This is a genomic window from Nocardioides endophyticus (assembly GCF_039543845.1).
GTDB lineage: Bacteria > Actinomycetota > Actinomycetes > Propionibacteriales > Nocardioidaceae > Nocardioides > Nocardioides endophyticus.
This window is the reverse complement of sequence record NZ_BAABKN010000004.1, coordinates 202,557-214,490: the sequence shown is the minus strand read 5'-3', so window position 1 is coordinate 214,490 and position 11,934 is coordinate 202,557. Positions and strand designations below refer to the sequence as shown.

Below are 11,934 nucleotides of genomic sequence, written 5' to 3'. Positions count from 1 at the left end.
GGTGTGTCCGCGAGCGATTCTATCGAGAGTCGGGATCCGCCGATTCGAGTATCTCATCGGCGACCGCGAGCAGCTCCTCCTCCTCGACCGGGGCGTCCGCGTCGAGACGGTCGTGGGCGACCACGGAGAGCAGCGCGTTGAGCGCCGCACCCGCGAGGTTGCCCCAGGAGGCGACGTACGAGAACTGCCACCACCACAGCGCCTCGTGGACGTTGCCGAGCCGGTAGTGGCGCAGCCCGTTCTCGAGGTCGGTCGCGATGCTGGTCAGGTCGTCGGACAGCTGGCTCTCGACCACGTCGGGGACGTAGGGGTCGAAGACGAAGGCGTAGGTGTCGACGCCACCGAGCATCTCGGCGAGCGCGAGTCGCATCTCGTCGAGGTCGGCCTCGGGGCCGACGTCGGGCTGGTACTCCGCGATCGGGGTGAAGTCCTGCTGCGCGCCGAGCCTGGCCCCGGCGAGGGACACCTGGCTGATCTCCAGCAGGAGCAGCGAGATGCTGCGGCTACCGTCGGCCTCACGTGCGATCGCGCGCAGCGCGATCAGGAAGCTCTCGATCTGGTCGGCGATCTGCCCGGCGAACTCCGCCGTCGCCTTGTCGACCACGGTCTCGGTCGGTTGGGTCTCAGTCATCTGCGGATCGTCTCCCTACGAACGCTCGGCCGAGCGTCACTTCGTCGGCGTACTCGAGATCGCCGCCTACCGGCAGTCCACTCGCCAATCGCGTCACGCGCAAGCCGATCGGCTTGAGCATCCGGGTGAGATAGGTCGCGGTCGCCTCACCCTCGAGGTTCGGGTCGGTCGCGAGGATCGTCTCGGTGATGGTGCCGTCGGAGAGCCGGACCATCAGCTCGCGGATGCGCAGCTGGTCGGGTCCGATCCCGTCGATCGGCGAGATCGCGCCGCCGAGCACGTGGTAGCGGCCGCGGAACTCACGAGTGCGCTCGATGGCGACGACGTCCTTGTACTCCTCCACGACGCACAGCACGGTCGGGTCGCGCCGCGGGTCACGGCAGATCCGACACTGGTCGTCCTCGGAGACGTTGAAGCAGATGGTGCAGAACTTCACCTTGGCCTTGACCTCGATCAGCACGTCGGCGAGCCGGCGTACGTCGGTCGGGTCGGCCTGCAGCAGGTGGAACGCGATCCGCTGCGCGCTCTTGGGACCGACGCCCGGCAGCCGACCGAGCTCGTCGATCAGGTCCTGGACGACGCCTTCGTACAACGCAGACCTGCTAGAAGCCGAGCTGCCCGGGGGCGCCGCCTCCCGGCAGACCACCCCCGGCGAGCGGACCGAGGGTCTCGCCGGCGAGCGCGTCGGCCTGCGCCTTCGCGTCTCGGTAGGCGGCGACGATCATGTCGCCCAGATCGGACAAGTCGTCGGCGTTGTCGCCGTCGAAGCCGCCGGCCTTGATCTCGACACCGACGAGCTCGCCGACGCCGTTGACCTGGACCGTGACCGCGCCACCGGCGACAGTGCCGTCGACGATCGTGTCGGCCAGCCGAGCCTGCGCGCTGGCCAGCTGCTCCTGCATCTGCTGGGCCTGCTGGAGCAGGGCGTTCATGTCGAAGCCGCCACCGCCCAGCGCCTCGAAGGGGTTCTGGCTCATGGGTGCACCTCTCGCATGTGGGTGGTCACTGGTGGGGGATCTCCTCGATCATCGAGGCCCCGAGCTCGCGCTGGAGCAGCTCGGCAGCGCTGACGCCCTGGTGCTCGGCGTCGAGGTCGTCGGGGCGGGCGTCGGCGTCGGCCGACGCCCAGTCAGGACCGGTCTGCGTCGGCCCCTGGTCGGCGGACCGGGTCTGCTGGATCGCCTCGCGGGCGGCGGCACTGGCCGTCGACTCGGGCTCGGGGTCCCACGGCGCCGCCGTGTCCGACGCTGCCGGCGCCGGAGCCGTGGGGGCAGCGGGTTCCGGGGTCGCCGTCGCGGCCTTGGTCACCGTGGGCGTGCCCTCGGGCTGCGCGCTCGGGTCCACGATCGTGTCGATCTTCCAGCTGGCGCCGACGACGTCGACCGCGGCCTGGCGGAGCACGGCGTCGCAGCCACCGCTCACGAACGAGTCGCGCGCGCCGGAGTTGGCGAAGCCGAGGGTGAGGATGTCGCCCTCGATCGAGACGACCTGGCAGTTCTGGGTGAGGTGCATCCAGGCCAGCCGGCGCATGCCCTTGGTCGCCTCGACGATGTCGGGCCACAGGCGGCGTACGTCGATGAGGGTGAGCGCGCCGGAGGCGACGGGCGCGGCGGCGGGCGCCGGCTCGGGCGCTGCGGCCGGTGCCGGCTCGGGTGCGGACGGCTGGACGATGACCACCGGTTCGGGCTCAGGCTCGCTCTCGGGCGCGGGGGTCTCGACGACGCTCGCGGGCGGGGAGCTCGCGGGAGAGACCACCGGCTTGGCCGGGTCGGGGGCCGCGGGCCGGTCGACGGGCGGGGCCGGACGGTCCTGGGCCGGCGGCGCCGGTGCGGCCACGGTCGGCGTCGGCGTACCGCCGCTGATCGACACCCGCTTCTCGAGCCGGTCGAGCCGGGCCAGGACGCCGCCGGTGTCGTCGTCGGCGCCGGGCAGCAGCACCCGGGCGCACAGCAGCTCGAGCAGCAGGCGGGGTGCGGTGGCGCCGCGCATCTCGGTCAGCCCGGAGGCGACGATGTCGGCGGCGCGGCTGAGCTCGGCCGGCCCGAACCGCGCGGCCTGCGACACCAGCCGCTCCCCCTGGTCCTCGGAGCAGTCGATCAGGCCGGTCGCAGGAGCGTCCGGGACCGCGGCGACGATCACCAGGTCGCGCAGCCGCCGCAGCAGGTCCTCGGTGAACCGACGCGGGTCCTGCCCGGTCTCGATGACCTTGTCGACGACGCCGAACACCGCGGCGCCGTCGCCGCCCGCGAACGCCTCGACGACGTCGTCGAGCAGGGTGTCGGGGGTGTAGCCCAGGAGCCCGGTCGCGAGGTCATAGGTGACCCCCGCCGGCCCGGCGCCACCGAGCAGCTGGTCGAGCACGGACAGGCTGTCGCGGGCGGAGCCGGCGCCCGCCCGGACGACCAGCGGCAGCGCCGCGGGCTCGATCGTGACGCCCTCCTTGGCGCAGAGCTCGGAGAGGTACGCCGAGAGCAGCCGCGGCGGGATCAGCCGGAACGGGTAGTGGTGGGTGCGCGACCGGATCGTCGGCAGCACCTTGTCGGGCTCGGTCGTGGCGAAGATGAACCGCAGGTGCGGCGGCGGCTCCTCGACCAGCTTGAGCAGGGCGTTGAAGCCCTGCGTCGTGACCATGTGGGCCTCGTCGATGATGTAGACCTTGTAGCGGCTGCGCACCGGCGCGAAGAACGCCTTCTCGCGCAGGTCACGGGCGTCGTCGACACCACCGTGCGAGGCCGCGTCGATCTCGATGACATCGATGGAGCCCGGTCCGCCACGGGCCAGGTCCTTGCAGCTGTCGCACTCGCCGCACGGGTCGGCGATCGGCGCCTGCTCGCAGTTGAGCGCGCGGGCCAGGATCCGCGCGCTGGTGGTCTTGCCGCAGCCACGCGGCCCGGAGAAGAGGTAGGCGTGGTTGACCCGGTTGTTCGCGAGCGCGGCGCGCAGCGGCTCGGTGACATGCGCCTGGCCGATGACCTCGGCGAAGGTCTCCGGCCGGTAGCGGCGGTACAGCGCGAGGGGGGACTCCACGCATGAACCCTAACCACCGGTGCCGACAGGGGGTAGGCGGGCGGGTGGGCGGGTGGACTGTGGCGGGGCGATCACCCTTGTAACGCGGGGTCAGGGGATCTATGAACCCGTCAGAACGGGGTGACCAGACCCCACAACACCGCGTGACAAGCGGCGGCGGCCGAGGACAGCCAGACATGAAGAGGCCCCCCGCGTACCCGACAGAGCTCGCTGACCCTTGCTGCCTTCCGGCCCTGGGGGAGTTAGGCAAGGTGCCGCCACGCGGGGGGTTGGCCCGAGTGTAGGTGAGGGCCACGCGGCTCTCCAAGACGGGGTGACCGGCGGGCAGCCGGGCGATTTCGCGGCGTCGTACGCCGACGGGTACGCTCCTCCGCGGAGGATTCGCCTAGTGGCCTATGGCGCTCGCTTGGAAAGCGGGTTGGGTGTGAAAGCCCTCAGGGGTTCGAATCCCCTATCCTCCGCCACTCGAACGGCGTCGCACCTCGTGCGGCGCCGTTCGCGTTGTGTGGGCCAGCGCCTCAGGCCGAGGGGCTCGCGTCGAGCCCGAGCAGCAGCCGGTCCAGCAGGGTCCGCAACTGGACCACGTCGGCGGGGGCCAGGCCCATCCCGTGCCACACGCGCTCAGGGACGTCGGCCACCTTCGGTCGCAGCTCCTCGCCGCGCTCCGTCACCTCGATGCGGACCCTGCGCTCGTCGACGGCGTCGCGCCGCCGGACCACGAAGCCCGCGGACTCCAGCCGCTTCAGGACCGGGGTCAACGTGCCCGAGTCGAGGTGCAGCCGCTCGCCCACCTCGCCCACGGTCAGCGGCGCATCGGCGTCCCACAGGGCCAGCATCGTGACGTACTGCGGATAGGTGAGGCCGACCCCGCCCAGCGCCTCGGCGTATCGACGGGTGACCCCGCGCGCGGCGGCGTACAGCGGGAGGCAGAGCTGGGCGTCCAGCTCGAGCTGCGGAAAGTCGACCACGTGGCCATATTAGCGCTTGCCTAATTCAATTGCGCACAATACGATTGCCCACATGAATACCCTCTACACCGCCAGCGCCGCAGCGACCGGCGATGGCCGCAACGGCCATGTCCAATCCACCGACGGCTACATCGACGCCGACGTCCGCATCCCGAAGGAGATGGGCGGAGGGGGTGGCGCCACGAACCCCGAACAGCTCTTCGCCGCCGGCTACGCCGCCTGCTTCCACTCGGCTCTGAAGCTGGTAGCCGGCCAGGCCAAGGCCGACACCACCGACTCCGAGGTGGTGGCCGACGTCTCGATCGGCCCGAACGACGCCGGCGGGTTCGAGCTCGCCGTCCAGCTCGAGATCACCTTGCCCGCCCTGGACCGCGCCCTGGCCGAGGAGCTCGTCGAGAAGGCCCACCAGGTGTGCCCCTACTCGAACGCCACCCGGGGCAACATCGAGGTGACCCTCACCGTCGCCTGACGAGCGCGGTCCCGATCTCGACCCTCTGACGCTCAGCTGCCGTCGGGCAGCTCGAACGTCGTGCCGTCGACCGTGCCCTCCGGCACGTGCACGGTCGTGCCCGCCGTGCCGTCGACCGGGGTGCAGGCGCCCGACGGCACCACGCACCTGACCAGCTCGGCGGAGGTGCCGTCGGCATAGAACCCATCGCCGCCGAAGCCGCCGTCCACCGCGATCCCTGCCGCGGTGGTGTCGTCGACCCACCACAGCAGGTCGACGATCGGCGGGACGCCGGAGAGCGGCACCTTCTGCCCGTCGGAGGAGGCCAATCGGTCGTGGGTCTCCGGGTAGTCCCGGTCGACATCGTCGATCCGCCAGCTGCCGTCGGGGCTGCGCCGGTCGTCGTACGGCGGGAGGCGGAACAGCTCGTCGTCAGCCTCCTCGGTGCTGCTGACGTCGCCCGAGGCCAGGTCGATGGACACCAACGCACCCACGCCGTCGTAGGTCGCCGTGTCGTCGGTGACCACCAGCGCGCCCGGCTCGGCGTCCTCGTAGAGGTCCGCGAGGTCGTCGGACCCGGGGTCGCCCATGGCCTCGGAGGTGCGGGCCACCTCCTCGCCGGACTCGAGGTCGACGACCACCACCTGGGCCTGTGGCGTGTCGAACTCGTCCCTCGTGCCCGAGATCGTGTCCACGAAGCCGAGGTAGCGACCGTCGGGCGAGGTGCGCGGGTTGGCCGCGGACTCGGCCAGCCTCGTCGCTTTGCCGGTGCCGTCGGAGTAGTAGAGAGGCGCGGCGGCGAGGTAGCGGCCGGCCTCCGGCCCGGACTCGTCGGTCGAGTAGAAGACTCCGCCACCGCCGAGCACGAAGCGCTCGATCTCGTCGCCGACGGCGACCGTGGAGCCGTCGCCGAGGTGGACGGTGTCTCCGATGGCGTAGACGAGCCCCGACGTGTCGATCGAGACCTCGCCCGACGGCCAGCCGGCCTCGTCCCCGCCATCGCTGCCAGCCTCGGAGCCGCAGCCCACCAGCCCGCCCGCGAGCAGCAGCGCGAGCAGCACCTGCCCTGCGCGGCGGCGCGGCGTCATCCCAGCCTCCCGGTCAGGCGCTGCATCCCGCCGCTGACGTGGTCGTCGGTCGCGACGTAGCGGTGGCTCGCGGCGTCCAGCGCGTCGGCCAGGAACTCGACACCCAGCCCCGACGTACGCACGCTCTGGCCGACGGCGTCGACGCGGCCGGTGACCGCGCCGCTGAACCCGCCGGCTGACGGCACGTCGCCGAGCAGGTGGGCGGGCATGGTCACACCCTCCAGGATCCCCGCCTTCTTCTTCAGGGTGGACCCGGGGTCGCCGAGGGCCGCGGCCGCCTTGGTCAGGCTCTGCGGCTCAGCCTCGAGCTCCCCTGACGTCCCGTCGGGCGTGAGACCGAGCGCACTGAGCGGCGTCTGCGTCATGAACGGGCTGGCCCAGAGCTCGTCGTCGTCGTTGCCGCCGAACAGCCGGTCGAGCCAGTCGCCGGCCTTCGCATGCTGGTACTGGTCCGCGCCCGACTCGTACGTCGCGACGAGCTGACCGTCGACCTCGACGATCCCCTCGGCCATGTTGGGGAACTCGTAGGAGCTCGCGGAGTCGGCGTCGTAGTCGCCGTGGCCCTGCTGGACGATCATCGTGCTCGAGTTCGTGCGCCCCTCCGACGTGCTGTAGATGAAGCCGTCGTCGCGCACCACCACGCCCTGGGTGTTGGTGGGTGTCGCGTACGACGGCGGCGAGCTCGCCGTCCACGACCCACCCGGAGCCTTGTCGTAGACGTACATCGTGTTGGTGTCGAAGTCGCCGACGTAGAGCTTGCCGTCCTTGAAGGCGGTGTACGACGCCTTCCCGTCGACCTCGGCGGGCAGGGCCGTGGGGGCGACGGGATCGCCGGCCGACGCACCGCGGATGGCATCGAGCGAGTAGGTGTAGATCTTGCCGCCGGAGCTGACGAGGACGTTGTCGCCGTCGACGGTCACTCCGCCGGCGTGCCCGATCGCCCCGTCCTGGTCGTCCTTGCCCGGGCTCAGGGTCACCTCGCTGACCTCCTGCCCGGTGCGCGGGTCGATCACCGACAGCACCGCTGGCCCGTCCTCGCTGTAGTAGGTCTGCAGGAGCATCCCACTGGCCGGGTCGTAGCCCAGGCCCTGCGGCGTGAGACCGCGGTCGTCGCCAGCCGCCTTGGTGTTCGGGATCAGCGGGCCTGCCGTGCTGCCGTACTCGTCGAGCCAGTCGTCGGTCTTGTCCAGGCCGCGCTCCACCCACGACCGGGTGTCGTCGTCGAGCGCGTCGAGGTCGATGTCACCGGCATCGCCGGTGAGCACCGCCGTCGCGGCGGAGAGCTGGGCGTCGTACACCTTGCCGATGCCGGCGAGCTGCACGCCGACCATGGCGGCCAGCAGGTCCTCGAGGATCGGCGGCATCCCCGGCGGCCGGTTGCGCCAGAAGGCGATGGACTGGTCGGCCGCCGTGCAGGTCTCGTCGTACGCCGCGCCCACGTGGTCGAGCACATTGGCGGTCTGCGTGAGCAGCGCTCGGCCGCCGACCGCCGCCTGGAGGACCGCGGTCGCCCGGACCACGAACGCGGTCGCGCCGTCGCCGGTCCACACCGGGATGCCGGTCGCCTCGTGGACCGCGTCGCAGGCACCGTCGATCGCCTCCGCGACCCCGTCGAGCACTCCCCCGCGCTCGCGGATGGCTCCGGCCTCACCCGAGGTGATCCGTCGGTACACGAGCTCGGGGTCGAGCATCAGGTCCGCCGCCGCCGCGCGAGCACCGGGCGCAGCATCAGGGCCACCACGAGTAGGCCACCGCCGATCAGCCCCCACCACACGGCGTTCTCGCGGGTGTCGGCCAAGAGGTCGTCGGCCGGTTCGGGCGCTGTCGCCTGGGTGTCGGTGTCGGCATGCACGACCGTCCGCTCCACGTCACCCGACTTGTCGGGTGCGAGCGGGCGCGTCAGCGCCTCGTAGGGCTGGACCACCCCGGCGCCGGTGAGCGGGGTCGGGTCGTCGGTGGTGCCGTCGGCGGTGTTGACCAGCCGGGAGACGATCTGCGCCGGCGTCTCCTTCGGAAAGCGCTGCCACAGTAGGGCGAGCACCCCGGCGACCTCGGCGGCGGCGGCACCAGTGGAGGTCTCCTGGACCAGGCAGGTGCTGCCGTTGAGGCCGTAGGACACCGCGTCGTACGTCGGCGCGGCAACCGTCGTACGCGAGTTCTTGACCACGGACTCGATCGCGCCGGCCGGGTCACCGCTGCCGGTCGCATTGACTGCCACGACCCCGGGGTAGCCGGCGGGGAAGAACAACGGTCCGGCGTCCTCGTCCTTCGCGGGCGGGTCCTCGAAGGACGAGGAGAGCTCGCCACCGGCCTCGGGCCGGTCTCCGGTGGCGGCGACGACGATGACCCCGGCGTCCTGAGCCGCCCTGACGACCTCGCGCAGGCTGTCGCTCTTGCGGACGGCGTACGGGACGACCGCGACCCTGATGTTCAACGACCCGGCGTTGGCGGCGACCCAGGACATGGAGCCGGCCAGGGCCGGCGTCGTGGGCCGCTCGCGTGCGGAGTTGGAGCCCCTGTTGACGAAGGTGCGGACGTCGACGATCTCGGCATCGGGCGCGATTCCCACCCCCTGTCGGTCCTTGCGCGCCGAACCGGCGACCAGGCCGGCGACCTCGGTGCCCTGCGGGTCCGTGATCTCGCCGCCGATCCCGCTTCCGTCGACGGCCCGCTTCACCGGCAGCGCGCCGTCGCCCTGCAGTACGCCGGAGCTGAGGACCGCGACCCGCACCGGCAGGTCGGTCTTCGGGGCGAAGCGCTCGACGTGGTCCTGCGCTGCCTCGATCCCGAGCAGGGCGTACGGCGCGCTCGGCAGGCCGGTGTCCCCCGGCGGGGTCGTCGCGTCGACGTCGCGACACACGTTGTCGACGGCGTACGCCGGGGCGGCTCCCGCGACCACGCCGACGGCCGCCGCCGTGACGACCGCGCTGAGGGCCAGCGGCGCGGCTAGTACGGACCTCAGGCGCACGAGTCGTCGTCCGCCTCGCGCGGTGGCGACAGTGCGGCGTCGCGAGAGAGGTTGACCCCGCAGTCGAAGAGCTTGACCCAGGTGTCGGGGACGACCGACACCTGATAGCCGCCGTACCCCAACAGCTCTGCGGCGTCGTCGCCGACGAGCGGGTTGGCGCGGCCCTTGGAGTCGATGACGAACGGCGACCCCTGGTCGGTGTCGGACCAGCCGCCCGAGAGCACGTACGCACCGCGGCCGGCAGCGACGACCGGGTCCTTCTCGCCCGCCGCCACGTCGGCACCGCTGGACACGTCGTCCAGCTCGGCGCCCGGCGCCACGAGCTGGACGACCGGTGTCTCCCCGGGCTCCGCGGTCAGCTGCGCGCACGGCTCGTCGATCGCCTCCAGCGAGGGTGCGGCCAGGGGCCAGTGGGTGTCGTCCTTCTGGTCGGAGTCCCGCCGCACCTGCGGCGGCGCGTCGACGTCCTCCGGCGTGACGACGACGTCGCCCGGGGCGATCACGTTGCGATAGACGAGTGCCGCGAAGTCCGAGAGCTCCCGTGGCCCGGCGTCGGTGAGCAGCAGCTGCTCGTTGCCCGCCACCAGCAGGTCACCGACCTGCTTGTCCGTCAGGACACCGGTCTCGTCCTGGTCGGCGTAGTCGGGCCGCTGGCCGAACTTCGTGATCTCGAAGCTGCTCCAGTCCAGCGGCGCACCCGTCGGGAACAGGTTGATCCACTCCCGGCTGACCGGGACCGCATTGCCGGTCGGCTGCACGTTGAGCGCGGAGAGCAGGTTGTCCGTCTGGTTGCCGTTCGTGCCCTGCGGAGGGACCGGGAAGACGTAGGCCCCCGGGTCACGGGCACCGGGCGTGCCGGCGCCGCCCGTCGGCACGACGACAAAGAACTCACCGCCGTTCGAGACCGTGATCCCGGTGTCCGGGACCGGCGTGACGTCCGTCGTCTCGGCGATCCGCACCCGGATGCCTGCGTCAGCGGCGGTGCAGGCGGTCCAGCCGGAGTTGATCAGCAGCGACGAGGTCGGCACGCTCGCGGGCGCCCCCAGGATCCCGATGTCGTCCCCGATGCGCTGCTCGTCGATGGTGCTCTGGGCGATCAGGGTCGGCTCGGCACCGGAGCCGAGGATCAGCTTGGCACTCGTGGAGTTGATGACCGGTCGCAGCTCCGGGTCGCTGCTCTCGTCGACGATGACGTACGCCGAGCCGGTGTCCTTCGAGATGATCAGGCCTTGCTTCTTCCAGTCGCTGGGCGCCGTCGGCGAGAAGACACCCGCGATCGCGGCCCCCGCCCCGAGGAGGACGGCGAGTGCGAGCCCGCCGACGATCGTGCGGCCGGGCCGCGCGGGCTCGACCTCGCGACCCCCCGGAGCTCCGGAGACGAACGCCGTGACCAACCGGCGGCGGCTGAACGAGTACGCCTCGACCAGGTCCTTCTTGGTAGCCATCGCCTCGGCCTAGCCCCGGATCGCCGAGAACACGCCCACCGCGACCACGGTCACCGGGATCAGGGCCAGCAGCGCGACGCTCTCCGCCACGTCGCCGAGGCGGCCGCGGCGTACCGACGGCGTGGCCGGAAGCAGGGTCACCGCCAGGAGCACCGCCCCGGACGCAGCGAGCACGACCGCGATCGTCGGGCGCCAGTCGGGGTGCACCCAGAGCGCGGCGACCGCTGCGGACAGCAGGCCGACGATGCCGGACACCAGACCGACCAGGACCTCCGGGCCGGTGCGGTACTGCCGGGTCCGGAGCATCACGACCGCGCAGCACAGGACCGCGACGAGGGCGCCGGACAGGCCGAGCGAGACCGCGAGCGGAGCGATCAGCACGAGGAGGAGGCCGACGGTCGCGGAGACGGCGACCAGGATCTCGTGGGCGATGCGGGCGTCCGACCCGACCCGGGCCGGGTCGACGGGCCGTGGCTCGGCGGTGATGTCGGCGACGTTGTAGAGCTGATCGACCGACGTGCTCGTGGCCCCGAGCGCGAGCCACGGGAAGACGCTGCCGAGGATGACGACCAGGACCAGCGCGACCGTCAGCACGACGGCGGGGTCGAAGTCGGCAGCCTGCATGAGCAAACCGGTGAGCAGGAAGACGGCGCCCGCGACCACCGTCGGGAGCACCAGCGTGCGGCCCTGGCCGAGGCCGACGAGGCAGACCAGTCCGGCGGCCATGGCGGCACCACCGGCGGCGGCCACCGGTGGGCCGAAGAACGGGTTGTCGGTGACAAGCATCAGGCCCGCCACGGCGGCGTACAGGGCGCCCATCCACGCGACGGCGACGGCCGCCTCGGGTTCGCGCTGGGCGCGGGAGAGGACGATCGCACCAGTGACCAGCGCGGCGGAGACGACGACCGCGGCGACACCGGCCAGCAGCGAGCCGCGCTGGATGAGGAGCGCCACCGCGCCGAGCGCCATGAAGAGGCCGGCGGCCCAGAGGGCGGTACGGCGACCCGCGGCCGGCGACCACGGGCGGAGGTCGTGCTCGACGATGTCGGTCATCGCCTCCACGACGTCGTCGTACACCCGGGGGGCGTCGTCGTCGACGCCGGCGGCGACGGTGATCAGGCCACCGTCCTCCACTCCTTGGATGACCAGGCCGGCGTCGGTGGCGAGCTCACGGCCGTCGGCCGTGACGAGGCGGTAGCCGCCGTAGACGGTGCTCGGGTCGAGCAGCCCGACGCTGCGGGCCAGCTCGGGCACCAGCTCGGCGACCGGGACGGCGCCGGGGAGCACGAGGTCGACGCGCCGAGATCCCGACGCGACGGTCACGCGCACCAGGCCCGAGACCACAGGTGCTTGGCTCAT

Annotated in this window: 11 protein-coding genes, 1 tRNA gene and 1 other RNA gene; 2 read left to right on the top strand and 11 right to left on the bottom strand. The window is 72.0% G+C overall.

Features of this window, described 5'->3' with window-relative positions:
• Positions 1-19: 19 nt before the first annotated feature.
• The 5 genes from ABEA33_RS02120 to ffs all read right to left on the bottom strand — a co-directional run bounded on the left by ABEA33_RS02120 (position 20) and on the right by ffs (position 3,929).
• Complete coding sequence (locus tag ABEA33_RS02120; protein WP_345524889.1) at positions 20-631, bottom strand: DUF5063 domain-containing protein; 612 nt, start codon at positions 629-631, stop codon at positions 20-22.
• Positions 624-1,223: a recombination mediator RecR gene (gene recR / locus ABEA33_RS02115; protein WP_345524888.1), complete on the bottom strand. Its 600-nt coding sequence runs from the start codon at positions 1,221-1,223 to the stop codon at positions 624-626. The genes ABEA33_RS02120 and recR overlap by 8 nt, the downstream gene beginning before the upstream one ends.
• Positions 1,224-1,233: 10 nt before the next feature.
• Complete coding sequence (locus ABEA33_RS02110; protein ID WP_345524887.1) at positions 1,234-1,608, bottom strand: YbaB/EbfC family nucleoid-associated protein; 375 nt, start codon at positions 1,606-1,608, stop codon at positions 1,234-1,236.
• A gap of 25 nt (positions 1,609-1,633) precedes the next feature.
• Positions 1,634-3,658 carry a DNA polymerase III subunit gamma and tau gene (locus ABEA33_RS02105; RefSeq protein WP_345524886.1) on the bottom strand — a complete coding sequence of 675 codons (2,025 nt, stop codon included), beginning with the start codon at positions 3,656-3,658 and terminating at the stop codon, positions 1,634-1,636.
• Between the two features lie 180 nt (positions 3,659-3,838).
• An RNA gene (ffs, locus tag ABEA33_RS02100) (signal recognition particle sRNA small type) lies at positions 3,839-3,929 on the bottom strand.
• A 103-nt stretch (positions 3,930-4,032) separates the two neighbouring features.
• Between ffs and ABEA33_RS02095 the strand changes: the two genes are divergently transcribed.
• Positions 4,033-4,122 (top strand) — tRNA-Ser (locus tag ABEA33_RS02095).
• A gap of 54 nt (positions 4,123-4,176) precedes the next feature.
• Here the strand turns inward: ABEA33_RS02095 and ABEA33_RS02090 are convergent.
• On the bottom strand, positions 4,177-4,626 hold the full coding sequence (locus tag ABEA33_RS02090; protein WP_345524885.1) for a MarR family winged helix-turn-helix transcriptional regulator: 450 nt from the start codon (positions 4,624-4,626) through the stop codon (positions 4,177-4,179).
• 43 nt (positions 4,627-4,669) lie between these two features.
• On the opposite strand from ABEA33_RS02090, the gene ABEA33_RS02085 reads away from it, so the two are divergent.
• The gene (locus ABEA33_RS02085; RefSeq protein ID WP_425577294.1) at positions 4,670-5,095 is read left to right on the top strand and encodes an organic hydroperoxide resistance protein; all 426 of its coding nucleotides are present in this window, start codon (positions 4,670-4,672) and stop codon (positions 5,093-5,095) included.
• Positions 5,096-5,127: 32 nt separating this feature from the next.
• Here ABEA33_RS02085 and ABEA33_RS02080 read toward each other — a convergent pair whose 3' ends face one another.
• Genes ABEA33_RS02080 through eccD form a run of 5 tightly spaced genes read right to left on the bottom strand, consistent with a single transcriptional unit; the run spans position 5,128 to position 11,934 of the window.
• Positions 5,128-6,162 (bottom strand): hypothetical protein, encoded by a 1,035-nt coding sequence (locus tag ABEA33_RS02080; RefSeq protein ID WP_345524883.1) that lies wholly within the window; start codon positions 6,160-6,162, stop codon positions 5,128-5,130.
• A complete protein-coding gene (locus tag ABEA33_RS02075; RefSeq protein ID WP_345524881.1) occupies positions 6,159-7,853 on the bottom strand; it encodes a hypothetical protein in 1,695 nt (564 codons plus the stop codon). Before ABEA33_RS02075 ends, ABEA33_RS02080 begins: the two co-directional genes overlap by 4 nt.
• On the bottom strand, positions 7,853-9,130 hold the full coding sequence (locus tag ABEA33_RS02070) for a S8 family serine peptidase (protein ID WP_345524880.1): 1,278 nt from the start codon (positions 9,128-9,130) through the stop codon (positions 7,853-7,855). Before ABEA33_RS02070 ends, ABEA33_RS02075 begins: the two co-directional genes overlap by 1 nt.
• Positions 9,121-10,575, bottom strand: a complete 1,455-nt coding sequence (locus ABEA33_RS02065) for a type VII secretion protein EccB (RefSeq protein ID WP_345524879.1) — start codon at positions 10,573-10,575, stop codon at positions 9,121-9,123. The genes ABEA33_RS02070 and ABEA33_RS02065 overlap by 10 nt, the downstream gene beginning before the upstream one ends.
• A gap of 9 nt (positions 10,576-10,584) precedes the next feature.
• On the bottom strand, positions 10,585-11,934 hold the full coding sequence (eccD, locus tag ABEA33_RS02060) for a type VII secretion integral membrane protein EccD (RefSeq protein WP_345524878.1): 1,350 nt from the start codon (positions 11,932-11,934) through the stop codon (positions 10,585-10,587).